Source organism: Ruegeria sp. YTSA135, from assembly GCF_059610165.1.
Window position 1 is genome coordinate 31,010 of the sequence record NZ_JBXWNC010000001.1, and the last position, 24,139, is coordinate 55,148.

Sequence of the window (24,139 nt, forward strand, 5' to 3'; positions counted from 1 at the left end):
CCGTGCAAGGGGTTTTGAATGCTGCTGAATATCGACAAGGTCCAGAAATCCTATCCCGGTGGGCGTCCGGTTCTTAGAGATGTCTCGTTGAGGCTGGACCATGGGCAGACGCTTGCGCTGACCGGCGAAAGCGGCAGCGGTAAAAGCACGCTTTTGAACCTTGCTGCCGCTTTGGACAGCTTTGACGGTGGCGAGATCACACTGGACGGAACTGCCCTGTCGCCACTGGATGATAGGGCGCGCGCTGCGTTGCGACGGCAAAGCGTGTCGTTGGTCTTTCAGCAATTCAACTTGATCCCGTCGCTGACTGTTGGCCAGAACCTGTCATTCCACGCACGGCTGGCAAACCGCGAAGACACGGGTTGGAGCACACAACTGGCCGAAAGGCTCGGCTTAGCCGATTTGTTGACCCGCTATCCTGAAAATCTGTCCGGTGGACAGCAGCAACGCGTCGCCATCGGGCGAGCCATGGCCGTGCGACCGAAACTTCTGTTGGCGGATGAACCAACCGGCAATCTGGATGAAACAGCCAGTGCGAATGTACTGGACCTGATGCTCTCGCTTGTCGCGGAAACGGGGGCTGCTTTGCTGCTGGTCACCCATTCACAAGACATCGCGGCGCGTCTGGATCGGCAGGCACATTTGGCTGGCGGACATATCGTATGACCTTTGCCATAGTACAGGCTCTGCTATCGCATTGGCGGCGGCATCGGCTGCAATTAGCGACGTTGTTAATTGGCATCGCACTGGCGACCGGGTTGTGGTCGGCTGTTCAGGCCATCAATGCGGAAGCCCGCGCCAGTTACCAGCGGGCAAGCGAACAGCTTTCCCTTGGCCTTTATGACACCTTGCGCGATCCGTCCGGAACAATTGCGGTTGACCGGTATGTTGCGCTTCGCCGGGCTGGATGGCAGGTTTCCGCGGTTCTGGAAGGCCCAATGCGGATCGCTGGGCGCACGGTTCAGGTGATGGGGGTCGACATGGTGACCTATCCTGCGCTTCCCGCCATGACGCAGACTGGGCAAAACGAAGCGCCCCCAGAACCAACCGATATGTTGACCGCCCCCGGACGCTTGCTGACTACGCCGGAATTGGCTGAGCACCTGAAAGCGCAAACTGATTTACCACCCATCATTGAGTCCGACGCGGTTCCGCCTGACTTGATCTTGACAGATATCGGCGTGGCCGAGACCCTGCTGAACAAGCCCCAACAGATCTCGCGGCTTGTTATTTTGCCGGATCAACCGCGCGGCGTGCTGGCCCTGTCCGAGATAGAGCCGGACCTGCAAAGGGTCGAAGCCTCGGCCCAACTGGATACACAGCGCCTTACCGACAGCTTTCATTTGAACCTTACAGCCTTTGGCCTTCTGTCTTTTGCCGTGGGGCTGTTCATCGTCAACGGCACGGTCGGTTTGGCCTTCGCACAGCGGCGCGCGATGATCCGCACCCTGCGGGCGCTGGGTGTCTCGATGCGGCGGCTGGTTTGGGTGATCACGGCAGAACTGACCTTATTAGCCTTGATCGGCGGTGCGTTGGGGTTGGTCCTTGGGTTCTTTTTAGCCGGAGCGCTGTTGCCTGACGTCGCCGCAACTTTGCGCGGGTTGTACGGCGCGCCGGTGGATGGGCAAATATCGCTGCAACCGGAATGGGCGCTTGCCGGGCTGGGGATGGCCTTGGCGGGCACGTTTCTTGCCAGCGGACATGCCTTGTTCCGCCTGTCACGGATGCCGATACTCACCGGGGCCGGAGTGCAGTCGTGGCGGAGTTCCACATCGAGCCAAGGCTTCAGCTTCCTTATTGGGACGGCTCTGATCACCGGTGGTTATGTCATTGGCTACACGGTTGAAGGGCTGGTCGCTGGATTTGCAATGGTGGGTGGTATCCTGACAGGTGCGGCACTGGTGTTGCCGTACTTCTTGACCCTAGCGCTTTCCGTTTTTCAACGCCGCGCCCGTGGGCCTGTGGCCCAATGGGTTTGGGCTGACATGCAGGCGCAACTGCCCGGGTTATCACTGGCGTTGATGGCCTTGTTGCTGGCGCTGGCCGCGAATATCGGCGTTGGAACTATGGTATCAAGCTTTCGACTCACTTTTGTCGGCTGGCTGGATCAACGTCTGACGTCAGAACTGTATGTAACTGCCCGGGACGAACAGCAGGGTGAAGAGATTGCGCATTGGCTTGGCCCTCAGGTGGACGCCATCCTGCCGATCCGCAATGTGGAGTTAAACCACGAAACCGGGCCGCTTTTCTTGTATGGCGTGGTCGATCACGAAACTTACCGCGACCACTGGCCGCTCATCGCCTCATCAAACAGTGCCTGGGATCGGGTTTTGGCGGATCAGGCCGTGCTGATCAACGAGCAATTGGCCCGTCGCGCGGATCTTTGGCCGGGTGATATGCTGACCCTGAACGCAGAACATACTCTGACCATTGCAGGCGTCTATTCGGATTATGGGAACCCAACAGGCCAGGCCATCGTGTCCATGCCGCAACTTGATCTAATTGCACCGGGGGCAGAGACACGCCAGTTCGGCATACGCGTGTCACCTGAACGCGCCACCGAATTGGCACAAGCGCTGCGTGAAAGGTTTGACGTGCCTCGACAGGCCGTTGTTCAACAAGCCGCCGTCAAGGCGCAGTCGCTCGCCATCTTTGACAATACCTTTGTGGTGACATCTGCTCTGAACGTACTGACACTTGGCGTGGCCGGGTTCGCCATTCTGACCAGCCTGCTGACGCTGTGGACTCAGCGCCTGCCGCAGATCGCTCCTGTCTGGGCGCTGGGGCTGACGCGAGCGCAACTGGCGCGGCTGGAGCTTTTGCGCAGTGTATTGTTGGCGGCGTTGACGGCCGTTTTGGCCCTGCCACTTGGACTGGTTCTGGCCTGGGCACTGCTGGCAGTGATCAACGTGCAGGCCTTTGGCTGGCGGCTGCCTATGTTTCTGTTCCCGGTGGATTGGGCCTATCTGTTCGTGCTGACCTTACTGGCCGCGACTGTCGCCGCTGCCCTGCCCGCCCTGCGGGTCTTGCGCCTGCCGCCTGCTGATCTTTTGAGGGTGTTTGCCAATGAACGCTAGAGTTTGGCTTGTTGTATTGCTCCTGTTGCTACCCAGCGCATCGTGGGCGCAGGGCTATGCTGGCTTAGGCGGGTCCGCCGATGGGTTCGACGTTCCCAAACGCGACTATCAGTTCGAATTCCCACGGGATCACGGTCCCCATCCAACCTATAGGATCGAGTGGTGGTACCTAACCGCCAATCTTACCGGTGAGGACGGGCGCGACTATGGCATTCAATGGACCCTCTTCCGGTCTGCCCTGAAACCTTCCGCATCCGACGGCTGGCAAAGCCCGCAACTCTGGATGGGTCATGCGGCCGTAACGACACCGGAAACACACTACTTTGCTGAACGTCTTTCACGCGGTGGAATCGGTCAGGCTGGTGTGGCGGCCGACCCGTTCGAGGCATGGATCGACGAATGGTATATGCGTGGGCCAGACCTGAATACAGTGTCCCTGTCGGCCAGCGGTGCCGAGTTCGCCTATGACCTTGACCTCACAGCGCAAGGCCCGCTGGTGTTTCACGGAGACGCCGGATACTCGGTCAAATCCGCCGATGGGCAAGCCAGCTATTACTATTCCCAGCCGTTCTTCGAGGTCGAAGGGGTTTTGAACCTGCCTGACGGAGATGTGGCGGTCACCGGTCACGGCTGGCTGGATCGAGAATGGTCTTCGCAACCCTTGGCCGACGATCAAACTGGTTGGGACTGGTTTTCATTGAGCTTTGACGATGGCGATAAGCTGATGGCGTTTCGTCTGCGCGGCGGGCGCGGTGATTTCACCGCCGCCACATGGATCAGCCCGGACGGCACAACGAACCCACTGCCTAACGGGTCGGCGTCGTTCACACCAATGAACACGACGCGCGTGGCCGGGCGGGACGTTCCGACCGAATGGCACGTGACCCTCGCCGACCGCGGCTTGGACGTTGAGGTCTCTGCGATGACGCCCGACGCGTGGATGGCCACGCAATTCGAATACTGGGAGGGTCCGGTAACCGTCAAAGGAAGCCACACCGGACGAGGTTATCTTGAGATGACAGGCTATTAGAAGCCGTCGGTATCACCGTTTAAATTTCAGCGGACTGGCCTTAGCGCACCACATAGACCGACGCGTTGGAATGCCGAACAACGCGCGAGGCATTCGGACCAAGCAGATAATCCTTGAGGTCCGGTTTATGTGCACCGATCACGATCAGGTCGCTGTTCGCGCTTTCCGCCGTCTTCAGAATCTCGCGATACGCAGTGCCAGTGGCAACAACGTGGCGAACTTTGTCGTTTCGCGCGGCACCCAAAACCGTAGTGCATAAATCCACAAGATGTTTATGCGCATCCTCCAGAGCTTTTTCGTGGAAATCCGGCTGGAAAAACCCGGATACCCAGCTTTCTCCGAAATCCGGCAAAACCGTCACTACATCCAGTTGGGCGTCGTCTTGATCAGCCAAGCGTGCTGCGGTCTTCAGTACATTTACGTCAACATCGCCATTGCTGATATCGACTGCACAGAGAACGGATTGCGTCATGCGGGCACCTCTTCTTGTCTGGCGGCGCGGCCGCGTTGAAGGAAGGCGATCAAACCCAGTAAGATCATCGCAGGAATGTAGATCAACTGTTTGGGAGGTTGGCTGGACGGCAAGCTGACCGAGGTCAAACGCACAGCCTCATCCCCGTAATAGTCGAAGTTGCCCAGCTCATCAGCAACTGGCGATCCAAACATCGGCTCTTCCAGTTTGATCAAACCGTCCTCTTCAAGCAGCAGCAGACCCATTGCGTCGACCCGCGCCTCGCCACCCTCTTCGTTGCCGACAGCAACTATAACGGTGGTGTCCGTCATGGCAAGCGTATCGAAGTCCGGGCCGCTGACAACCAGCCGAACCTCGGTTCCCGGAGGCGTTTGCCCGATCGTTTCAACAAAGGCCGATGGTTCAACCGACGCATATGGTGGGGAAATGCGATCCATGAAGTAATCCGGTCGGAACAATGCAAAGGCCACGAAGATCAGTGCGATGCTTTCGTAAATACGGCTACGGGTTAGGAAGTAGCCCATTGTTCCCGCAGTGAAGACAAGAATTGCTATTGTTGCGAATATGGCAACAATTATCCCTTCAACCCAGGTCACATCAATCAACAGAAGATCAGTGTTGAAGATGAACACAAATGGCAGGGCTACGGTCCGCAGGCTATAGAAGAAGGCTGTGAAACCGGTTCTGATCGCATCGCCGCCCGAGACTGCCGCCGCTGCGAAACTTGCCAACCCGACCGGAGGCGTCACGTCCGCCATGATGCCGAAATAGAACACGAACAAGTGAACCGCTATCAGCGGCACGATCAGGCCGCTCTGCGCACCCAGTTCGACGACCACTCCTGCCATCAACGAGCTGACCACGATGTAGTTCGCCGTGGTCGGAAGACCCATACCCAGGATGAGGCTAAGGATACCGACCATGACCAGCATCAGGATCAGGTTGCCGCCTGAGAGGAATTCAACCAGATCGGCCATCACTTGACCTACCCCTGTCAATGTAACGGTACCAACAATCACACCCGCAGTTGCCGTGGCCAACGCGATGCCAATCATGTTACGCGCACCATCAATCAAGCCCTGCCATAGGTCTACGACTCCATCGACAAAGCTGGCGCTCAGGGTGTGCTGACCGCGAAACAACGCCTTGAGCGGTTTTTGGGTCAGCAGGATTACAAATAGCAAGGCCGTGGCCCAGAACGCAGACAGACCCGGCGACTTCTGTTCAATCATCAGGAAATAGACCAGCACGATGATCGGCAACAGATAATGTAGACCCGCCTTGTAGATATCCGCGATGACAGGCAGCTTAACCTCTTGGGCGTTTGGATCGTCTGGCTCCAAATCCGGGACCTGAGAGGCAAGGTACAGCAACGCGACATAGGCAGCGCAGATTGCAAGGCTCAGGATCATACCGGCGGCAGAAGGCGCTAAACTCGTGACCGCTTCGACCGGGAATTGTGAGCCATAGCAGAGACCGGCGAAAATAAGGAAGAAGGACAACATACCGACAACCGTGCGCGCCAGATGCACATCGCGGTCACCCAGCGTGGGCATGTTCCGTTTCACCGCCTCTAGATGCACGATGTAGACCAAAGCTATGTATGAGATCGCAGCCGGCAGGAAGGCGTGCGTGATCACTTCGACATACGAAATGCCGACATATTCGACCATCAGAAAGGCCGCAGCCCCCATGACCGGCGGCATGATCTGACCGTTTACGGATGACGCGACCTCAACCGACCCGGCCTGTTCGCTGCTGAACCCGACGCGCTTCATCAGCGGAATGGTGAATGTGCCCGTGGTCACAACGTTCGCGATCGACGATCCCGAGATCAGACCTGTCGCAGCTGATCCCACAACCGCTGCTTTCGCCGGACCGCCGCGCAGATGGCCCAAGGCACCGAATGCCATTTTGATAAAGTAGTTCCCTGCCCCGGCTTTATCGAGCAGCGCACCAAACAGAACGAAAAGAAAGACGAACTTTGTGGAAACTCCCAAAGCGATTCCAAACACGCCTTCGGACGTTATCCACATGTGGCTCATGGCCTTTTTCAGGCTCGCACCTTTCCAGCGGATAACCTCGGGCACCCATTCGGATGACCCAAAGAACACATAGGCAAGAAAAATTGTCGCGATGATCGCCATGGCCGGACCAAGCGCGCGGCGCGCTGCCTCGAACAACAGCAACAGGCCTACCAGCGCAACCCATTTGTCGACGTCATCCGCCAACCCGCCGGCATCGACGATTTTCTGATAGAAGAAATACCCGTAAAGCGCGACAAACGCGCCGAGAAGCCCCATGATCCAGTCCTGAACCGGAATGTAGTCACGCGGACTCGACTTCAGCGCGGGATAGGCCGCAAAGGCCAGAAAGATAGCGAAAGCCAAATGAAATTGTCGAGAGTTGTTCACGACGCTTCCAGGCAAAACATAATTCGCCAGTGGCGAGGCCAGAACCACCTGAAATATCGACCAGATCGCGGCCACAACGGCCAAGAAGACCCCAACATTGCCAACCGGATTGCGCCCACCTGCATCGGAAGAGGCTACAAGCTCCTGCAGTTCTTCCTCGGATAGCGGACGATTAGATTGTGTGTCGGAACTCATGAAATGTCTCCCCGTCGTGGCCTTTTTCGGCCTTTTAAAACACCCATTTTTTACGGGCTTGATGCAGGGCGCCCGCGGGCACCCTGCCTTAAGACTGGCTTACTGAATCCAGCCTTTTTCTTTGTAGTACTTCTCGGCGCCCGGATGCAGCGGAGCCGACAGGCCATCTGCGATCATCTCTTCGGGCTTGAGGTTGGCGAATGCCGGGTGCAGCTTTTTGAAGTCTTCAAAATTCTCGAAGACCGAGCTTACAACCGCATAAACCGCGTCTTCCGACACGTCTGCCGAGGTCACGAAGGTTGCGCCGACACCAAAGGTCGCTGTGTCACCATCCGACCCGCGATACATGCCACCAGGAATGGTTGCAGTGCGGTAGAACGAGTTGTCGTTCACCAGCTTATCCACGGCTTCACCGCTGACATTCACCAGAACCGAGTCGCACGCGGTAGTTGCTTCCTGGATCGAGCCCGAGGGGTGACCCACGGTGTAAACCATCGCATCGATCTGGTTGTCGCACAAAGCCGCCGATTGCTCAGCCGCTTTCAACTCGGTCGCCAGTTCGAAATCGCCGGTGGTCCAGCCCAGTTCACCCATCAGCACTTCCATGGTGCCGCGCTGACCGGAACCGGGGTTGCCGATGTTGACGCGCTTACCCTTCAGGTCTTCGAAGTTGGCGATGCCGGAATCGGCACGCGCCACAACTGTGAACGGTTCTGGATGTACCGAAAAGACGGCGCGCAGGCTCTCAAACGGGCCGGCTTCTTCGAATTTCGAAGTGCCGTTATACGCGTGATACTGCCAGTCAGACTGCGCAACACCAAATTCCAGCTCACCCTCGCGGATGGTGTTGATGTTATAGACCGAACCACCGGTCGACTCGACCGAACACCGAACGCCGTGTTCTTTACGGCCCTTGTTTACCAGGCGGCAGATTGCACCACCGGTCGGATAATACACACCGGTCACGCCGCCTGTGCCGATAGTGATGAATTCTTCCGCATACGCTGCCGGGGCCATGAGGGCTGCGGTTACCACCGCGCCGAGGCTGAGCTTGCTGCTGTTTTTCATATTTGAGAACTCCCAATTCTTTTGCTGGATGGGAGACCGCCTTACAGCCCCCCTCCAGGGACTTCGTCGGTTAAGGCAAGCGGACGCATGTCGCAATAGGTGCAAACGCCAACGTGTAAATCTCCCAACACGTTAGACGTTTGAATCTGACACGGTGGTTGTCAAGCCCCAGGGTTGACCCCAAAGCTCAAAGCTTCATATCTGAGGGTAACCGCGGAACTTTCCCCGTTTCCGCAGGACTGAACTCTATCGAAGGGTGTTCTTCTGGAAGGGCTGCATAGGTTTGCCGCGGCAAGGCACCTTCTTTTCCCTGTCGTACCGGAATTTCAATGATCCCGAAAAGAAACGCTGCAAACGCGGATTGAATGGAAATTGCGATCAGGCTGAGTCCTGCCGCCGTAAGCTTGGTTGTCAACGGGGTGTGCAAGTCACCAAACCCTGTCCACGCCCATTGCGCAAACGCTATGAGGAACAAAAACAGCCCCAACAGCAACAGCCAGAAAGCAAGTAACGCAATATTGTCTGTTGTCGCCCAGTTGCGCAGCACCCTGCTTGCACCGCCAACAGGCACTAACCCGTTTTTGGTCGCAATCATTCGCGCAAGGGCTCCGAAGGTCAAAAGCTGTGTGCCGACGATGGCCGTCAGACAAGCCGCCAGGAACGTATTGGTACCAAGCCTGACGGAGTCGGTGAGTTGTATCGGGCCGAACATAAGGGCCAGTGCCAGCCCCCCTCCGATCAGCGTAAACGCGAGGCCAGGGTATAGGAAAAGCCACCTTGGGCTGTGCATCAAAAGAAATTTCAGATGCCTCCATCCATCCCGCCATGTCCTTAGATGCGGTGGCCTGCTGCGACCATCGGGGCGCAGCGTCGTGGGCACTTCGGCAATTTTCAGAGACTCCATGGACGACCGAACCACCATCTCGGACGCATATTCCATCCCAGAGGTATGCAGACCAAGGCCAAGGATCGCATCGCGTCGAAATCCACGCAGGCCACAATGGAAATCTCCGGTCCTGATATCGAACAGAAGACGCCCGATAAAACTGAGGACTGGATTGCCCAAATATCGGTGTAAAAACGGCATCGCGCCTTCAGAAATACCCCCTCTGAACCGGTTGCCCATCACAAGGTCATTTCCCGCGCGCAATTCCTGGACAAAGAGTTCGAGCTTGGAAAAGTCATAGCTGTCATCGGCATCGCCCATGATGACAAATTTACCGCGCGCAGCTTCAATTCCGCCGGACAATGCGGCTCCATAACCTTTTTGCGCCACGTGAACGACCCGAGCACCCAGATTTTCGGCTATTCCAATCGACCCATCCGTGCTGCCGTTATCCGCGATCAGAACCTCGCCCTGAATGTTCTCTCGTTCCAGAAAGTTCAAAGCCTTGCGAATACAGATTTCGATAGTTTCGGCCTCGTTCAGGCACGGCATCAATATCGTTAACTCAAGCGCGTCTCCGCTCTGTTTACTCACACTCATAGCACAACACCAGAAAACATAAGTGAATACGTAATAGCTTCGCAGACGGTTACGATAAGTCAATGCTTGGAGTTTGAGCTTTTCGAATTGGCTGTACAACCAAACAACGTGCAGACAAATGCAAGTATTGTTTCGAAACCGGATACATTTGGAGACTAAAAACGACTTATTGACCTCAAACAATCAGGCCCGTCAAGTCGATGAAAAAGGATGTGGTGCCCAAGGAGAGACTCGAACTCTCACGGTATTGCTACCGGGGGATTTTGAAAATCCAATTTATTCTTTGTTTTCAATGAACAGGTACTCAAAACAAGGCCCAGAATATCAATTCTAGGCCTTGGGTTTACTCGTCGATACGGTCAGCTTTCAAACCAACTCTTAGCGGGAACGCTTCGAGCGTAGTTCCATCATCAAATTCAGCAAGGAATTCCAAGGTTCCGGGCGCCTCCAATTTCACGGGAACATTGAACATGAAGCCTTGCGGTACTTCATCGTCTCTTGCAACCATCTCCCCACCCGCCTTCATAACGACCGCTCCGTTATGAAGAACTGAAATGGTGTTTGAGTACTCCCCTGGAGGCAAGTTCGGGAAACGGAACCAAATACAAAGCGACAACGGAAGGTCGAAGTCTTCAACCAGAATTGAACCCGCATAAACGCCGATGAGTAAGAATTTTCCGTTTTGCTCAACGCGGACGTCATCACAGACAATTACGTCAAAGATGGCATTCATTTTCTCACTCATACGCCTTCAAACACAGCGTAACTTGTCGAAGTGGAGGTCTGCGCCTTTTTCGGCTTATCGCCTATAAATTGAACCACCACTTTCTCTACGTTCTGCTCAATGTCTTCGTTGCCGTCACAAACCCGAACAGGGGTCTGTTTTATTCGATACCCTAATGCCCAAAGTAGCTCACCTATTGTTCTTTCAGTTAGGTTAGCGTTCCCCTTGAGCATTTTGGTGACAACGGATTTGTCGACGCCTAGTGCGTCGGCGATCTTCGCTTTTGTTAACTTTCGCCTTTTTTTCTCATCGCTGTATAACTTGATGAGCAAACGATTAGTGTCGGCCATGTATTCGACCGCGTGAGCGTCCTTCTCGCTTACACCTAAGTCAAAGAAGTCCATGTATATCTCCCGTCAAATAGACGCCACCGTAGAGGTTAACCTCTGTTCGATGAATCTGCGCTTGTTTCTTGTATCCCTCGTACAACGACATGATTTTGCAATCCTCTTTTCGTGCCACGGCGGAAATGCAGAACATTCCCTTCTTCGGCACCCAACCAAAGAACCTCAAGTCGTCAGTCCGCAGTTCAAATATCCCGGCTTCCGCGTCACCCATGTCATGCGGTAGCGGTGGTTCAAAATCTCTCCCGAAAATAAATGTGCGAAGGAGATGCATCGCTTGTTCCCTTGGCTTGATTTCACCGTCAACATATCCATCTCGCTCCATTCCCGGCAACTCGGCCTTCATCCATTGTACGGCTTCCGGCGTCGCCAATACTATCCGGCTAACGAGGTCGCCTGGACCAGGTTTGAGTCTGATGAATTCGAGCAGTCCCTCATCCAAAATCTCTCTGTAGTTGTCCAATTCTCTTACAGAAGTTGACATATATTGCAACTATTCTCGGCTTCAACGGTCAATTTTTGGTTAGCAGCGTGCACGTTTAACTTGCAACTAACCGCTACAATTCAATTGAGTGTCTCACTCTGCAAGCAAAGCGCAAGAGAAATCTTGGTCTATTTGTAAAGAAAGCGATTAAAGTGGAATTTGGAGAAAAAACTTGGCCAAGAAAGCTTCAAATACTTGAATGGTACTCACGCGCAGAGGATTCTCACAAGTACCGGACAAAGCGCACCGATATGCCGAAAGTCCAATTTTAGCTTTAAAATCAATGTGGTGCCCAAGGTGAGAGTCGAACTCACACGCCCGAAGGCGGGGGATTTTGAATCCCCTGCGTCTACCATTCCGCCACTTGGGCCACGAACACTGCATTAGCCTTCACAGCCGGGAAGGTCCAGAGGCAAAAACCAACCCAATTGCAGTTTGTTTTCATCACAGTGGTTGACGACCCACCGGGCGCGTGTTTTGGCTTGATCAACGTTTTAACAGGGTTTTAACACCAGATGTTGCGATCGCTTTATGACTGGACCATTCGTCTGGCCGAACATCCGAATGCTTTGTGGGCGTTGGCTTTCGTGGCCTTTATCGAAAGTTCGGTCTTCCCGATCCCCCCTGATGTGCTGATGATTCCGATGATATTGGCCCGCCCATCACGTGCTTGGCTGATCGCAACGGTGGCATTGGTGGCCTCAGTACTGGGGGGGTTGCTGGGCTATGCAATTGGTGCGTTTTTCTACGAAAGCATCGGCCAACCCGTATTGCAGTCCATGGGCAAAGCTCAAGCGATGGAAGCGTTCAATACCCGCTTTAACGACTTTGGGTTTTGGGCCGTCCTGACGGCAGGCGTTACGCCGTTCCCCTACAAGGTCATCACCATCATGTCCGGATGGACGGGAATGCCATTGGGTACGTTCATTGCTACGTCGATTCTGGCCCGTGCGTTGCGATTCTTTGCAGTGGCCGGGCTGCTGTGGGGTTTTGGAGAACCAATCCGGACCTTCATTGAAAGACGCCTAAGCCTGATGTTTACCCTGTTCATCGCCCTTCTGATCGGTGGATTCTACGTGGTAAAACTCCTATGACCCACAAAAATACTCTGGTTTTGATCGCAATGAGTGGATCCGCGGTGTTACTGTTGGGCGCGTGGGGTTTTCAGTATCTGGGCGGGCTTGCACCTTGCAAAATGTGCATCTGGCAACGTTACCCGCATGGCGCGGCCGTGATGTTCGGGATTTTGGCCCTGACGTTTCCGCGCGTGAACCTGTTGCCTCTGATTGGCGCACTGGCTGCGTTCGCGACCGCTGGGATTGGCGTGTTTCACGCCGGGGTCGAGCAAAGGTGGTGGGAGGGCCCATCTAGCTGTTCCGCCAGCGATATCGACGGGTTGTCACCGCAGGAACTGATGGACCAGATCATGTCTGCACCGCTGGTACGTTGCGATGATATTCCGTGGCAGATGTTCGGACTGTCCATGGCCGGGTGGAACGCCGTTCTTTCGGGCATTCTGGTTATGCTGTGGATTGCTGCGTGGCGCTTGGGCCGTTAAAACTCGTCCAGTTCCGCATCCCAATAGAGAAAGTCAATCCAGCTTTCATGCAGGTGGTTGGGTGGGAATTTCCGGCCGATGTTTCTAAGCGCTTCTGCATCTGGTCGACACGGCGGCTTGCGCAAGGTCATCCGCGCCTGTTTTAGCGACTTGGACCCTTTCTTCAGGTTGCATGGGCTGCAAGCTGCCACCACGTTTTGCCAGCTTGTAACACCGCCCGAAGCGCGCGGGACAACATGATCAAAAGTCAGATTATCGCGGCAACCACAGTACTGGCAGCGAAATTCATCCCTCAGAAATAAATTAAAGCGCGTGAATGCCACGCGCTTTCTGGGTTTTACATAGTCTTTCAGGACAACCACCGAAGGTATTCGAATCTCGGTACTAGGGCTTCGGACGACCTCGTCGTATTCGGCCACAATATCCACCCTGTCCAGCCAGGCAGCTTTTATCGCCTCTTGCCACGGCCATAGGGACAACGGGTAATAAGACAGCGGGCGATAATCGGCGTTCAAAACCAATGCCGGATGATGCTTGAGAGCACCGGGTTCCCTGACAAATTCGGTCCTGAATTCTCCATCCATATCAGAATCGCTCCTGGCTCTGCTCTGCCCGTTTTTGACGTCAGAGCGGGTATCACCCGCCCTGTCCACAACTTAACTATATATCGTGTTAAAACTCTGACAAGCCCTGAGTTTCCACAATATCTCGCGGATTGGTTAAGGCGAATCCGTAACATCTGCGTGACAGTTATCCACAGGTTGCGCCAACCGTGTCCTTCAAGCTATGGCGTGGGTCATGAGCTGGCTCATTCGATTCAATAAACCCTACGACGTCTTGCCGCAGTTCACCGACCGCGCAAACTCGGAATCACCACGCAGCACGTTGTCAGATTTTATCGACCTGCCCGGTGTCTATCCGGCCGGGCGCCTGGATCGCGACAGTGAGGGGCTGATGCTGCTGACTGACAACGGCCGGTTGCAGGCGCAGATTTCTGATCCCAAACACAAGATGGCCAAAACCTATTGGGTGCAGGTCGAGGGTTTGCCCGATTCAGCCGCGCTGGCGACCCTCCGAAATGGGGTAGAGTTGAAAGACGGGCTAACCCGCCCCGCCAAGGTGCGGTTAATTGACGAACCAAATGGGCTTTGGCCGCGAAATCCACCGATCCGGGTGCGACAGACAGTGCCTGATTGCTGGATCGAACTGACCCTGCGCGAAGGTCGCAATCGGCAGGTACGGCGAATGACCGCAGCCGTTGGCCACCCAACCCTGCGCCTGATCCGTGCAAAGATCGGCGATTGGACGTTGGACGGTTTGGACCCCGGCCAGTGGGATAGTCTACCTGCGCCCGAGTTGAACGTCGGGCAGCAACGAAAACGGGACCGCCGCCCGCGCCGATGACAAAAAACGCGCCATGTGATAGAGTTACAGCATGAAAGTTACACCTGAGACACCTGTACCCGAAGGCATTCTTGAGGCCGCGCTGTATGTCGACGACCTGGCTGCCGCAGAACGCTTTTATGGAGAGATCCTCTCACTTGAGAAAATCCAGCATGATGCCGAACGGCACGTTTTCTTTCGTGTCGGAAGTTCTGTTTTGTTGCTGTTCAACGCAGATGAAACTGAAAAGTCGGCTGGGAATACTCAGTTCCCTGTACCGCCCCACGGAGCACGGGGACCAGGCCATGTCTGCCTGATCCTTTCGCGGGAACAGATCGACGTTATGCGCAAGCACCTTTTGGATTGGAACATTCCGATTGACTCGGAATTTGACTGGCCCAATGGCGCGCGCTCGCTCTACGTGCGTGATCCGTCTGGAAACTCCGTAGAGTTTGCCGAGCGGCACCTGTGGGCCTAAGCCCGGCGCGCTCAGGAAACTGTTTCCCTCCTGATGTCGAAGCGTTTTGAGATTCGATCAACCTGTGTCCCATCCGCTAGCGGAACGCCGTAAGCAACTGAATAGTCACAAAAACCCATCTTCTCATAATACCTCAACCCCATTCCGTTATCGGCCCTAATTGTTGCGTTATTAGAAACAATTCCAATTGAAGCGGCGTATTTTGAAGTTTCCCCAAACAAAGCCAGTCCAGCCCCTTTCAGTACAGGCTGACGGCGCGTGAACGTGGCGATGTCGGCCCAGCCTGTCGGAAGGGCGTCGTACTCGCCCAGCCACTGAAAACCGGCCACCTGACCTTGATCGTCAAGCGCAACGTGGCAGCAAATCTTGTCTGGATTTTCCCAAAAAGGATTGATTGAACGAAGCTTCCGAAAATGGCGTTTCAAGTGCGGTTGCTCCACCGATCTTAATGATTTCATTGAGGATCTGGTAGGCGGTGCCCACGTCCTCGGACATCATTGGGCGAACAGTAATCACCGCTATAGACTCAACTTGTCGCGCATGAAGGCCAGCGCGACACTCAGGCCATCCGGCGCAATTCCGTGGCCCGTACCCTTCATGACATGTGCGTAGATCTCTTTAAAGCCAGCGATCTGCAGCGCTTCGGCGGCTTCAGGCAATGATTGTGGTGGAACCAAATCATCAGCGTCACCGTGCACCAACAGGATGGGCATCCGACTGACAACTTCGTCGGCAAGCAGGTCGGGCTCCAGCAATCGGCCAGAAAAAGCGACGATTCCTGCGACCGGGTCTTCGCGACGCGGGGCGACATGCAGGCTCATCATCGTGCCCTGCGAGAAACCAAAAAGAACGACCTGCTCAGGCAAAACGTCTTCATCAACCATCAATGCATCGAGGAAAGCATTGAAATCCTGAATTGCCATTTCCATGCCTCTTTGGGCTTCTTCTTCTGACGACCCGTCGATCCACGGGATCGGGAACCACTGAAACCCGTTGGGCATTCCTGGAATCTGCTCGGGCGCATCTGGGGCGACGAACAGCGTGTCTGGCAGATGCTCACCAAGTGGATCAGCCAGGCCCAGCAAATCGGCCCCGTTGGCACCATACCCGTGCACGAACACCACGACCGAGCGTGTGTCGCCCGAAACCGGCTCTTTTCGGAGCGCATTCAAAACCCGTGTCATCTGATCCCTTCTCGTTCTTTGGCCACCCGGTAATAGGCCCACAACACACGCGCCGCAACCGACCGCCAAGGCGACCAGGCCTCGGCCATCATGCGCAGCTCTTTGTCCGTAGGACGCGTGGGCAGGTCGTAGAGAATTCGCGCCGCTTCTTGCAATGCCAGATCGCCCGGCGCGATTACATCGGCACGGCCCAGCGAAAACATCGCGTATATCTCGGCCGTCCAAACACCGATGCCGGGCACTTCGGTCAGCGTGGCTACAACATCAGCATTAGAAGAGGTGCGTAACGCTTTGTAATCAATACGGGCCTCGGCCAATGCACGCGCATACCGAATCTTCTGACGGCTCAGCCCGACTGCCCGCAAGTCGTCATCTGCTGCCCACATGATCTTGCGTGGCCCCGTAAGATTTGCGTCTTTCAAACGCTTCCAAATAGCGTTGGCCGACGCCACGCTAACCTGTTGACTCACTATCGCGCTCAAAAGCTGCGCAAACCCGTCGGGGCGTCGGCGCAAAGGCAGTGGCCCGGTCTGGTCCATCGCCCAAGCCATGCGCGGACAGCTATCTGCCAGCCAAGCGGCCCCTTCTGAAACGCATTCAGGTGTCTCGATAATACGTCCTACGGACATCGGCGCTCCGGGCTGTTTGCAGTGCGCTCACGTTAGGTTGCTTTGTCGCAGATGCAACCCGCTTGTATGACTGGCGTTTGAAAGATACGGATGAGCCCATGACGATGACGACCACAACCCCCGACAACAGCCAGGCCAAGCGCAATGTGGCCGTATTGGTGGCGGCACAAGCCGTTCTTGGCGCACAGATGCCGATGATTTTTATCGTTGGTGGACTGGTGGGACAGTCGCTGGCGTCCAACCCCTGTCTGGCCACGCTGCCTATTTCGCTGATCGTTCTGGGTTCAATGCTGGCGGCGACACCCGTTTCAGCCATCATGCAGCGTTGGGGCCGACGCGTTGGTTTCCTCGTGGGGGCCACGGCCGGAGCCTGTGGTGGCGTGGTTGGCGCCTATGGGCTTTATCTCGGGTCTTTCCCGATTTTTCTATTGGGCAGCGCGCTGACCGGCATTTATATGAGCGCGCACGGGTTTTATCGTTTTGCCGCTGCGGATACAGCTTCGGACGACTACCAACCCAAAGCCATTTCCTATGTCATGGCGGGCGGTCTGGCAGCCGCCATCATTGGGCCGCAAATCGTAAAACTGACCGCGGAAGCCTATGTTATTCCGTTTCTCGGCACCTATCTGGCCGTTATTGCGGTGAATGTTCTTGGCTCGGCCCTGTTCCTTTTCCTCGACATTCCAAAGCCCGAAAAGCCGAAACAAGACGCTCCCAAAGGACGCTCCCGGCTTGAGATGCTGAAGACTCCCCGAATTGCAGTGGCAATCATCTGCGGCATGGTCTCGTACGCGCTGATGAACCTTGTGATGACCTCGACCCCGCTGGCGGTCGTGGGGTGCGGATTCAGTTCCGACGATGCTGCGGATGTGGTCACAAGCCATGTTCTTGCAATGTATGTACCCAGCTTCTTCACAGGGCAGTTGATCGCGCGATTTGGTGTTGAGAGAATCGTGGCCCTTGGTCTTGCGATTTTGGGGGCGGCTGGCATTGTTGCCCTGCAAGGCGTTGAGCTGGGCAATTTCTTCATTGCCCTGATCCTTTTGGGGGTCGGTTGGAATTTCGGCTTTATTGGCGCCACAACCATGCTGGCCTCTTCACATGAGCCGAGCGAGCGCGGCAGGATGCAGGGTCTTAACGATCTGCTGGTGTTCGGCGGTGTAACGGTTGCGTCGCTGGCCTCCGGCGGGCTGATGAACTGTTCGGGTGGCTCTCCGGTCGAAGGATGGACGGCGGTCAACCTCGCCATGATCCCCTTGCTGACACTGGCCGGTGGCGCGTTGTTGTGGCTGGTCCTGAAACCGTCCGAGCCGGAAACGGTCTGACAGCTACCAGCGCCCGCTTGCAACCGTCCACATCAGGGACAGCCTGCGCCGGATTTCACCCTGTGCAAGATCACCCGCCGCAACACGGTCTGGTCGCGTAACGGCCCGCCGCAGCACCCATTCAGCCTGCCAACCGGCATAAAGCGCGGGTCGGGCCTGTGCCGAAATGAGCGATGCGTTGGACCGACCTTTGCGAAGCCGAGTGAGCGCCCTTCGCGCAAGTGCGCTCACGCCATCAGGCGTGCCGTCTAACAACGGAATGCGGCCACGCGCCTCAAGATCAGGAATGGCACGAAGCCAATTCGCCACGCCAACTCCATAGCCGATATCACGCAACGCGGTCTCATCCGCCGGACCCAAAATATGCGCGGCTGCAACCATCAAGGACCCGGAACTGTGGTCGATGTAAGCGTCAAAATGTGCCTCATCCTCAAAAGGGTCCCGGTAGATATCCCAACGTCTTACGGCCACATATTCATCAAGCATGGCCGCCAAACCCGGCGATAGAACCCGAGACAGAGGCATTACGACCTCATGCCGACGCACGGCCTTACCATCAGCGATCTCTTGCAGCGCATCGCGCCACCATTGCAGGCGCATCTCGGCAATCATCGCTTCTTGTGTGACCCACGGTGCGCGCGCAACCTCGACGTTCAGCGCATAAAGCGGGAACAACGTTGGTCGCACAGCAACAGGCGCCGCCATAACCGCCATGAAGCGATCCGGGTCGGCGCGATGCACCAGAGCAGCACAGGCCTTGACGTCATCGTCGAATCCAACGGTCACTCGGCCACCACCGCTTGCGGCCCCGCGTCACGCACCAGTTTCCACTGGATTGCGTCCAGCAATGCCTCGAACGAGGCGTCAACGATATTTGCGCTGACGCCCACGGTTGACCACCGCCGCCCCTGCCCGTCTTCGCTGTCGATGATCACGCGGGTCACGGCCTCTGTCCCGCCCTGCGTGATGCGCACCTTGAAATCAACCAACCTCATATCGGCCAGAACCTGAGAATACTGCCCCAGATCCTTGGCAAGGGCTTTGGCCAATGCGTTCACCGGGCCCCGGTCGCTGCCGTCTTCGTCCAAAGACTCGCTGACCGACAGTTTCTTTTCCCCATCGACCTTCACAACAACCACCGCCTCAGACAGGCTGACCATCTTGTTGTACTTGTTCTTTCGCCGCTCAACCGTGACTTTGTAACGTTTGACCTCAAAGAGCTCTGGCAGCTGCCCCAGCTCCTCCCGGGCCAGCAATTCAAAACTGGCCTGAGCGGTATCATAGGAATAGCCGTCAGCTTCACGTCTTTTGATCCGATCCAGGATGCGGCCAAGGGCCGGATCATCTTTGTCAACGGAAAGCCCCGCTTCGGTCAGCCGTTTGCGCAGGTTCGACTGCCCCGCCTGATTTGACATCGGTATGATGCGCGCATTCCCAACCGAGGTGGGATCAACGTGTTCATAGGTCGACGGGTCCTTGAGAATCGCGCTGACATGCAGCCCAGCCTTATGCGCAAACGCAGACGCCCCTACATAAGCCGCTTGCTTGCTGGGCACCCGGTTCAGGATGTCGTCGAGCATTCGGCTGACACGCGTCAAACCGGCCAAGGCTTCGGCGCTGACACCGATGTCAAAGTTTGATGCATACGGTTCCTTCAGCAACAAGGTCGGGATCAGAGCAGTCAGGTTCGCATTTCCGCAACGCTCACCCAAACCGTTCAAAGTCCCCTGAATTTGTCGCGCACCGGAATCAACAGCGGCCAGAGAGCAGGCCACCGCGTTCTCAGTATCGTTGTGCGTGTGAATCCCCAGACGATCTCCTGGCAACCCAACTGCGATCACCTCGGACACAATGCGCGAGACCTCAGCTGGTAGCGCACCACCGTTTGTGTCGCACAGCACGACCCAACGGGCACCGGCCTCCAAAGCGGCCCGGCACACATCGACAGCATAGGTGGGATTGTCCTTATACCCGTCAAAGAAGTGTTCGGCATCAAACAGGGCCTCACGCCCCTGCGCCACGACATGCGCGATCGAGGCTCGAACGTTTTCAACATTCTCATCCAGTGAAATCTCCAACGCATGAGTCACGTGGTAATCATGCGACTTACCCACCAGGCAGACCGCTTGCGTGCCCGCGTTCATAACAGCGGCCAACACATCGTCATTCTCTGCCGACCGACCCGCGCGTTTGGTCATCCCAAAGGCAGTCAACCGGGCCGATGTCTTCGGAGCGGTTTCGAAAAACGCACTGTCCGTTGGGTTTGCACCGGGCCAGCCGCCCTCGATGTAATCAAGCCCCAGTGCATCCAGCGCCAGCGCGATCTGCACTTTTTCAGCGGTTGAGAATTGAACCCCCTGAGTCTGCTGTCCGTCCCGCAAGGTCGTATCGTAGAGGTATAGACGTTCCTTTGGCATTACACCTCCTCCAGCTTGGCCGCGTCGAAACCGGCACCCGGCACCAATTCGACCCCGTCCTTGCTCATACGGACCTCCAGTCCGGCGGCCAGATAGGCGGCTTTCAGACGATCTACTTCCGAGAAATCCTTGCTTTGCATCGCAACGGCCCGCGCATCCGCAAGCCGATCCTCAAAAGCAGCCAGGTCCAACGAAGCTGTGTCCGCCCACGCCCCCATTTCCGGCAAGAGCAGCCCCAACAGCTGCGCACTTGCCAACAGGCCCGCTGCATCCCCATCGGCAGCCAGGCGGTAGAGGTCAGCCAAAGCACCCGCTGTATTCAGGTCATCACTCAACGCAGCGACAACCGCGGGTGCCGCGCTGGCGGCGGGCTCAATGCCCGCAGTCAGCGCCCGCCATTTGCGCAGCGTGGTCTCCGCCTCGCGCGCCTTCTTCTCAGTCCAGTCCATCGGTTTGCGATAATGAGTTTGCAAGAAAACAAAGCGGATCACTTCCCCGGGGACACCTTGTTCCAGCAGATCATGCACGGTGAAGAAATTGCCCAGTGATTTCGACATCTTCTTGCCTTCCACCTGCAACATCTCATTGTGCAACCAGTACCGGGCGAACTCACCTTCGGGATGCGCGCAGCAGCTTTGCGCAATCTCATTTTCATGATGCGGGAACATCAGATCATTGCCACCCCCATGAATGTCAAAACTGTCACCCAACAACTCATAGCTCATGGCCGAGCATTCTATGTGCCAGCCCGGACGCCCCCGGCCCCAAGGGCTGTCCCAGCCCGGCAACTCGTCAGTGGACGGCTTCCACAAAACAAAATCCATCGGGTTCTTTTTGTAAGGCGCGACTTCAACCCGCGCCCCAGCAATCATGTCATCAACGGATCGACCTGACAAAGCACCGTAGTGCTCTTTCCAGCTGTCGACAGCAAAAAGAACATGCCCTTCAGCCACATAGGCGTGGCCTTTGTCTATCAGGTCCAGAATCATCGCGATCATCTGATCGATATATTCAGTCGCGCGCGGCATGTAGTTGGGCTCCAACGCGCCCAAGGCTCCCATGTCGTGAAGGTACCAGCCGATTGTCTCGTCCGACCGTTCCTGCACCAACTGCTCCAACGTTCCTTCTGCCCCGGCCTTTTGACGGGCCAGCGCCGTTGCGTTGATCTTGTCATCAACGTCGGTGAAGTTCCGCACGTAAGTTACGTGGTCCGCGCCATAGATATGCCGGAGCAACCTATACAGCACATCGAACACTACGACAGGCCGCGCGTTACCCAGATGAGCACGGTCATAGACCGTCGGACCACAGACATACATCCGCACATCTTCGGCGTTGATCGGCACAAAATCTTCCTTCGTCCGGGTCCGGGTGTTGTGCAGTTTGATCGTCATCGGTCGGCTCCTAAAGACAGCGTAGCGTCTCGCATTGGCGCGGGCTTAGCAACTTGTCTCAGGGATGAAAACGAAAGAAACCGGCCCGCTTGATTAATCAGCAGGAAATGCAGCAGATAATGGTGCAGATCATCCGGTTCATAATTTTGCACTAGCACGCAGAAGGTCAGACGCCAACCCCTGAGTTTCGCTTTCCTCCGCTGCACGTTTTGCGGAATGAACCGCTTCGCACTACCCCTAGAGGTCGATGCCAAGCTTCAGCCGCGAAGCTGATTGACAAATGATCACTGCTCTGCCCCTGTCCCCGAAACGACAGAACGGGAGCGGGCCATGAAATTGTCGCAGCGCATCACGCACCTGACCAAAGACGGCGGTGACGGATGGGATGTATTCTACCGCGCCCGCCGGATGATCCTCGACGGTTATGCCGTAACCGAACTGACCATTGGTGAGCATGATATTCGCACGGACCCGACGATACTGGAGGCCATGGACCTTTCAGCGCGTCAAGGTCACACCGGTTACGCAATGGTGCCGGGCACCGACCTGCTGCGAGACACGGTCGCCGCTCGGCTACAAGCGCGGACCGGTGTGCCGACCACCCGCAATAACGTGTTGATCACCCCTGGCGGTCAGGCGGGCTTGTTCGCCGCGCATGTTGCTGTTTGTGATCCGGGCGATGTGGGCCTGTATCTCGACCCGTTCTATGCCACCTACCCCGGAACGATCCGCGGTGCAGATGCTGTGGCACGGGCAATCCAAACCACCGCCGAGGATGCATTCCAGCCGCGCGCCAACCTCATCGATTCTGCCGCTGACGGCGCTGTGTCATTGTTGATCAACACGCCGAACAACCCTACCGGAGCGGTCTACGGGCGAGAGACCCTTGAAGGTATCGCCAAACTGTGCCGAAACCGCGACCTCTGGCTGATTTCAGATGAAGTCTATGACACTCAGGTATGGGACGGTCAGCATATCTCACCACGCACCTTGCCCGGTATGTCCGAACGAACACTCGTTGTGGGTTCGATGTCCAAATCCCACGCGATGACAGGATTCCGCTGCGGCTGGGTCGTGGGGCCGGAAGAAGTAATCGCCCATCTGATCAACCTCGCGACGCACACGACATACGGCGTACCCGGATTTATTCAGGACGCCGCCAGTTTCGCGCTGACCGCGGGACATGCGTTGGAAGAGCAGATCGCTTCGCCGTTCCGCAAACGGCGCGCTTTGGCCGTTGAAATTCTGAACGCCCAAAACACAGTCGGTTTAGTTCCCGCGCAGGGAGCCATGTACCTGATGCTGGACATCCGCACCACCGGCCTGAGCGGTGAAGAATTCGCAAACGCCCTGCTGGATACGCATTCGATTGCAGTTATGCCGGGTGAAAGCTTTGGATCCGCAGCAGCGGGGCACATCCGTGTGGCGATGACAATTGACGATGAAAGGTTCTGCGCAGCGCTATCGACAATCTGCACATTTGCTGCGGACCTGGCAAAGAAGCAGGTCGCGGCAACTTAAACGCAACTAGAACCGAAAAGAGGTGCGCAGGTTGAACACGTTTGTATCCAGTGTGCCGTTCGACCGCGTGACATCGTCGAACTCTTGTCTCAATGCCTCGCCACTGATGATAAGGCGGTCGCCTATTGGGTAGGCCACACCAATTCCGTACACGGCAGCGGTGTCATTGTCAGCCGAAGCGTCCGCTCGGGCTGCGCCGACCACCACGTAACCAAGGGCACTGCCAAAATCGTAACCGCCGCGCAGCTTCACGCTGGCAATGCCGTCCAAAGTACCCTCGCCATCACCCAGGCTTAGGGAAAGGTGGTTGTACTCAAGCTCACCACCCAAGACGAAATTCCCAAAGTCCCGGTCATATCCGATATGGGCACCGAGGCCAAAGTCATCTCCGCCCGAACCATCCGGACCATCCGCATCAGCGTATCCAAAACTGAACCCGGCATAGGCACCAGTCCAATCCTCGGCCAAAACCGGGGTCGCAAGCGAAGTTGCTAAAGATAGACTGATCACCAAAAGGCGTTTCACTAACCTCTCCTAAAAAACCTTACGCCACAGCTTCGGTTCTTAAAGTAGCACTAACTCAATAACTTGGTTCGTGATCATTAAGTTTCAATTAAAGACACGAGACACTTTCAAATAAGTGAAATCAGTATAACAGATTTACGTCCGCGCAGGGAAAAACTTGCGCATACGAATGAACAGTGTGACATCCGCGTGTTTACTTCGTTTTTGGAGCCCAAGGTCGCAAACAGAACAGATTGCAACACTACAAGACCGAATACTTCTTCACATAGGTGAGGACCGGCATGCAGAACGACATCTGGAAAATTCGACTGGTCAGCCGCACGATCGGTGCGGACCGCGGGCGTGCAGCACGAGGAAGGCCTTCAGGGGTT

The 24,139-nt window shown here is 56.1% G+C and carries 24 protein-coding genes and 1 tRNA gene; 9 read left to right on the top strand and 16 right to left on the bottom strand.

All coding sequences use genetic code 11. From position 1 onward, the window contains the following. Positions 1–18 precede the first annotated feature (18 nt). Genes AC2FIT_RS00140 through AC2FIT_RS00150 form a run of 3 tightly spaced genes read left to right on the top strand, consistent with a single transcriptional unit; the run spans position 19 to position 4,107 of the window. On the top strand, positions 19–666 hold the full coding sequence (locus tag AC2FIT_RS00140; RefSeq protein ID WP_496825529.1) for an ABC transporter ATP-binding protein: 648 nt from the start codon (positions 19–21) through the stop codon (positions 664–666). Continuing rightward, entirely contained in the window at positions 663–3,077 is a 2,415-nt protein-coding gene (locus AC2FIT_RS00145; RefSeq protein WP_496825531.1) for an ABC transporter permease, read from the top strand. Before AC2FIT_RS00140 ends, AC2FIT_RS00145 begins: the two co-directional genes overlap by 4 nt. Further along, entirely contained in the window at positions 3,067–4,107 is a 1,041-nt protein-coding gene (locus AC2FIT_RS00150; RefSeq protein ID WP_496825533.1) for a lipocalin-like domain-containing protein, read from the top strand. The genes AC2FIT_RS00145 and AC2FIT_RS00150 overlap by 11 nt, the downstream gene beginning before the upstream one ends. Before the next feature lie 40 nt (positions 4,108–4,147). Here AC2FIT_RS00150 and AC2FIT_RS00155 read toward each other — a convergent pair whose 3' ends face one another. The 8 genes from AC2FIT_RS00155 to AC2FIT_RS00190 all read right to left on the bottom strand — a co-directional run bounded on the left by AC2FIT_RS00155 (position 4,148) and on the right by AC2FIT_RS00190 (position 11,724). Next, positions 4,148–4,579, bottom strand: a complete 432-nt coding sequence (locus tag AC2FIT_RS00155) for a universal stress protein (RefSeq protein ID WP_068331378.1) — start codon at positions 4,577–4,579, stop codon at positions 4,148–4,150. Next, complete coding sequence (locus AC2FIT_RS00160) at positions 4,576–7,188, bottom strand: TRAP transporter permease (RefSeq protein ID WP_496825535.1); 2,613 nt, start codon at positions 7,186–7,188, stop codon at positions 4,576–4,578. Before AC2FIT_RS00160 ends, AC2FIT_RS00155 begins: the two co-directional genes overlap by 4 nt. 99 nt (positions 7,189–7,287) lie before the next feature. Then, on the bottom strand, positions 7,288–8,256 hold the full coding sequence (locus tag AC2FIT_RS00165; protein WP_068331382.1) for a TAXI family TRAP transporter solute-binding subunit: 969 nt from the start codon (positions 8,254–8,256) through the stop codon (positions 7,288–7,290). Between the two features lie 187 nt (positions 8,257–8,443). After that, positions 8,444–9,742 (bottom strand): glycosyltransferase family 2 protein, encoded by a 1,299-nt coding sequence (locus tag AC2FIT_RS00170; RefSeq protein WP_496825538.1) that lies wholly within the window; start codon positions 9,740–9,742, stop codon positions 8,444–8,446. A 343-nt stretch (positions 9,743–10,085) separates the two neighbouring features. After that, entirely contained in the window at positions 10,086–10,487 is a 402-nt protein-coding gene (locus AC2FIT_RS00175; RefSeq protein ID WP_496825540.1) for a hypothetical protein, read from the bottom strand. Beyond that, on the bottom strand, positions 10,484–10,870 hold the full coding sequence (locus tag AC2FIT_RS00180; protein ID WP_496825541.1) for a helix-turn-helix domain-containing protein: 387 nt from the start codon (positions 10,868–10,870) through the stop codon (positions 10,484–10,486). Before AC2FIT_RS00180 ends, AC2FIT_RS00175 begins: the two co-directional genes overlap by 4 nt. Beyond that, positions 10,857–11,354: a hypothetical protein gene (locus AC2FIT_RS00185; protein ID WP_496825543.1), complete on the bottom strand. Its 498-nt coding sequence runs from the start codon at positions 11,352–11,354 to the stop codon at positions 10,857–10,859. Before AC2FIT_RS00185 ends, AC2FIT_RS00180 begins: the two co-directional genes overlap by 14 nt. A 286-nt stretch (positions 11,355–11,640) precedes the next feature. Next, positions 11,641–11,724 (bottom strand) — tRNA-Leu (locus AC2FIT_RS00190). Between the two features lie 145 nt (positions 11,725–11,869). Here AC2FIT_RS00190 and AC2FIT_RS00195 point away from each other — a divergent pair. Both AC2FIT_RS00195 and AC2FIT_RS00200 read left to right on the top strand, forming a co-directional pair. Beyond that, the gene (locus tag AC2FIT_RS00195; protein ID WP_496825545.1) at positions 11,870–12,448 is read left to right on the top strand and encodes a YqaA family protein; all 579 of its coding nucleotides are present in this window, start codon (positions 11,870–11,872) and stop codon (positions 12,446–12,448) included. Next, positions 12,445–12,912: a disulfide bond formation protein B gene (locus tag AC2FIT_RS00200; protein ID WP_496825547.1), complete on the top strand. Its 468-nt coding sequence runs from the start codon at positions 12,445–12,447 to the stop codon at positions 12,910–12,912. The genes AC2FIT_RS00195 and AC2FIT_RS00200 overlap by 4 nt, the downstream gene beginning before the upstream one ends. Here the strand turns inward: AC2FIT_RS00200 and AC2FIT_RS00205 are convergent. Further along, entirely contained in the window at positions 12,909–13,496 is a 588-nt protein-coding gene (locus AC2FIT_RS00205) for an HNH endonuclease (protein WP_496825549.1), read from the bottom strand. The two genes, AC2FIT_RS00200 and AC2FIT_RS00205, sit on opposite strands and share 4 nt — an antisense overlap. A 214-nt stretch (positions 13,497–13,710) precedes the next feature. On the opposite strand from AC2FIT_RS00205, the gene AC2FIT_RS00210 reads away from it, so the two are divergent. Both AC2FIT_RS00210 and AC2FIT_RS00215 read left to right on the top strand, forming a co-directional pair. Continuing rightward, positions 13,711–14,316, top strand: coding sequence for an rRNA large subunit pseudouridine synthase E (locus AC2FIT_RS00210; protein WP_496825551.1), 606 nt, complete (start codon positions 13,711–13,713; stop codon positions 14,314–14,316). Between the two features lie 31 nt (positions 14,317–14,347). Then, entirely contained in the window at positions 14,348–14,773 is a 426-nt protein-coding gene (locus AC2FIT_RS00215; protein WP_496825553.1) for a VOC family protein, read from the top strand. Positions 14,774–14,784: 11 nt separating this feature from the next. Here AC2FIT_RS00215 and AC2FIT_RS00220 read toward each other — a convergent pair whose 3' ends face one another. From AC2FIT_RS00220 to AC2FIT_RS00230, 3 genes are all read right to left on the bottom strand, one after another. Continuing rightward, positions 14,785–15,198 (bottom strand): GNAT family N-acetyltransferase, encoded by a 414-nt coding sequence (locus tag AC2FIT_RS00220; protein WP_496825555.1) that lies wholly within the window; start codon positions 15,196–15,198, stop codon positions 14,785–14,787. Between the two features lie 93 nt (positions 15,199–15,291). Continuing rightward, on the bottom strand, positions 15,292–15,957 hold the full coding sequence (locus AC2FIT_RS00225; protein ID WP_496825557.1) for an alpha/beta hydrolase: 666 nt from the start codon (positions 15,955–15,957) through the stop codon (positions 15,292–15,294). Continuing rightward, the gene (locus tag AC2FIT_RS00230) at positions 15,954–16,586 is read right to left on the bottom strand and encodes a DNA-3-methyladenine glycosylase family protein (protein WP_496825558.1); all 633 of its coding nucleotides are present in this window, start codon (positions 16,584–16,586) and stop codon (positions 15,954–15,956) included. Before AC2FIT_RS00230 ends, AC2FIT_RS00225 begins: the two co-directional genes overlap by 4 nt. Positions 16,587–16,684: 98 nt before the next feature. Here AC2FIT_RS00230 and AC2FIT_RS00235 point away from each other — a divergent pair, with 98 nt between their 5' ends. After that, positions 16,685–17,911: an MFS transporter gene (locus AC2FIT_RS00235; protein ID WP_496825559.1), complete on the top strand. Its 1,227-nt coding sequence runs from the start codon at positions 16,685–16,687 to the stop codon at positions 17,909–17,911. A 3-nt stretch (positions 17,912–17,914) separates the two neighbouring features. Here AC2FIT_RS00235 and AC2FIT_RS00240 read toward each other — a convergent pair whose 3' ends face one another. Genes AC2FIT_RS00240 through cysS form a run of 3 tightly spaced genes read right to left on the bottom strand, consistent with a single transcriptional unit; the run spans position 17,915 to position 21,722 of the window. Beyond that, positions 17,915–18,697: a squalene/phytoene synthase family protein gene (locus tag AC2FIT_RS00240; protein WP_496825560.1), complete on the bottom strand. Its 783-nt coding sequence runs from the start codon at positions 18,695–18,697 to the stop codon at positions 17,915–17,917. Beyond that, positions 18,694–20,328 (bottom strand): citramalate synthase, encoded by a 1,635-nt coding sequence (gene cimA, locus AC2FIT_RS00245; protein WP_496825561.1) that lies wholly within the window; start codon positions 20,326–20,328, stop codon positions 18,694–18,696. The genes AC2FIT_RS00240 and cimA overlap by 4 nt, the downstream gene beginning before the upstream one ends. Further along, positions 20,328–21,722 (bottom strand): cysteine--tRNA ligase, encoded by a 1,395-nt coding sequence (cysS, locus tag AC2FIT_RS00250; protein ID WP_496825562.1) that lies wholly within the window; start codon positions 21,720–21,722, stop codon positions 20,328–20,330. The genes cimA and cysS overlap by 1 nt, the downstream gene beginning before the upstream one ends. A 330-nt stretch (positions 21,723–22,052) precedes the next feature. On the opposite strand from cysS, the gene AC2FIT_RS00255 reads away from it, so the two are divergent. Further along, a complete protein-coding gene (locus AC2FIT_RS00255; RefSeq protein WP_496825563.1) occupies positions 22,053–23,243 on the top strand; it encodes a pyridoxal phosphate-dependent aminotransferase in 1,191 nt (396 codons plus the stop codon). A gap of 6 nt (positions 23,244–23,249) precedes the next feature. Here the strand turns inward: AC2FIT_RS00255 and AC2FIT_RS00260 are convergent, their stop codons facing one another. Next, entirely contained in the window at positions 23,250–23,768 is a 519-nt protein-coding gene (locus tag AC2FIT_RS00260; RefSeq protein ID WP_496825565.1) for an outer membrane protein, read from the bottom strand. Positions 23,769–24,139: the final 371 nt, after the last annotated feature.

What these genes read in the sequence shown, in the direction of transcription:
- AC2FIT_RS00225 (WP_496825557.1), bottom strand. Translation starts at nt 15,957, where the DNA reads ATGACACGGGTTTTGAATGCGCTCCGAAAAGAGCCGGTTTCGGGCGAC.
- AC2FIT_RS00205 (WP_496825549.1), bottom strand. Translation starts at nt 13,496, where the DNA reads ATGGATGGAGAATTCAGGACCGAATTTGTCAGGGAACCCGGTGCTCTC.
- AC2FIT_RS00200 (WP_496825547.1), top strand. Translation starts at nt 12,445, where the DNA reads ATGACCCACAAAAATACTCTGGTTTTGATCGCAATGAGTGGATCCGCG.
- AC2FIT_RS00155 (WP_068331378.1), bottom strand. Translation starts at nt 4,579, where the DNA reads ATGACGCAATCCGTTCTCTGTGCAGTCGATATCAGCAATGGCGATGTT.
- AC2FIT_RS00215 (WP_496825553.1), top strand. Translation starts at nt 14,348, where the DNA reads ATGAAAGTTACACCTGAGACACCTGTACCCGAAGGCATTCTTGAGGCC.
- AC2FIT_RS00140 (WP_496825529.1), top strand. Translation starts at nt 19, where the DNA reads ATGCTGCTGAATATCGACAAGGTCCAGAAATCCTATCCCGGTGGGCGT.
- AC2FIT_RS00175 (WP_496825540.1), bottom strand. Translation starts at nt 10,487, where the DNA reads ATGAGTGAGAAAATGAATGCCATCTTTGACGTAATTGTCTGTGATGAC.
- AC2FIT_RS00185 (WP_496825543.1), bottom strand. Translation starts at nt 11,354, where the DNA reads ATGTCAACTTCTGTAAGAGAATTGGACAACTACAGAGAGATTTTGGAT.
- AC2FIT_RS00235 (WP_496825559.1), top strand. Translation starts at nt 16,685, where the DNA reads ATGACGATGACGACCACAACCCCCGACAACAGCCAGGCCAAGCGCAAT.
- cysS (WP_496825562.1), bottom strand. Translation starts at nt 21,722, where the DNA reads ATGACGATCAAACTGCACAACACCCGGACCCGGACGAAGGAAGATTTT.
- AC2FIT_RS00165 (WP_068331382.1), bottom strand. Translation starts at nt 8,256, where the DNA reads ATGAAAAACAGCAGCAAGCTCAGCCTCGGCGCGGTGGTAACCGCAGCC.
- AC2FIT_RS00150 (WP_496825533.1), top strand. Translation starts at nt 3,067, where the DNA reads ATGAACGCTAGAGTTTGGCTTGTTGTATTGCTCCTGTTGCTACCCAGC.
- cimA (WP_496825561.1), bottom strand. Translation starts at nt 20,328, where the DNA reads ATGCCAAAGGAACGTCTATACCTCTACGATACGACCTTGCGGGACGGA.
- AC2FIT_RS00170 (WP_496825538.1), bottom strand. Translation starts at nt 9,742, where the DNA reads ATGAGTGTGAGTAAACAGAGCGGAGACGCGCTTGAGTTAACGATATTG.
- AC2FIT_RS00160 (WP_496825535.1), bottom strand. Translation starts at nt 7,188, where the DNA reads ATGAGTTCCGACACACAATCTAATCGTCCGCTATCCGAGGAAGAACTG.
- AC2FIT_RS00195 (WP_496825545.1), top strand. Translation starts at nt 11,870, where the DNA reads ATGTTGCGATCGCTTTATGACTGGACCATTCGTCTGGCCGAACATCCG.
- AC2FIT_RS00210 (WP_496825551.1), top strand. Translation starts at nt 13,711, where the DNA reads ATGAGCTGGCTCATTCGATTCAATAAACCCTACGACGTCTTGCCGCAG.
- AC2FIT_RS00230 (WP_496825558.1), bottom strand. Translation starts at nt 16,586, where the DNA reads ATGTCCGTAGGACGTATTATCGAGACACCTGAATGCGTTTCAGAAGGG.
- AC2FIT_RS00180 (WP_496825541.1), bottom strand. Translation starts at nt 10,870, where the DNA reads ATGGACTTCTTTGACTTAGGTGTAAGCGAGAAGGACGCTCACGCGGTC.
- AC2FIT_RS00255 (WP_496825563.1), top strand. Translation starts at nt 22,053, where the DNA reads ATGAAATTGTCGCAGCGCATCACGCACCTGACCAAAGACGGCGGTGAC.
- AC2FIT_RS00145 (WP_496825531.1), top strand. Translation starts at nt 663, where the DNA reads ATGACCTTTGCCATAGTACAGGCTCTGCTATCGCATTGGCGGCGGCAT.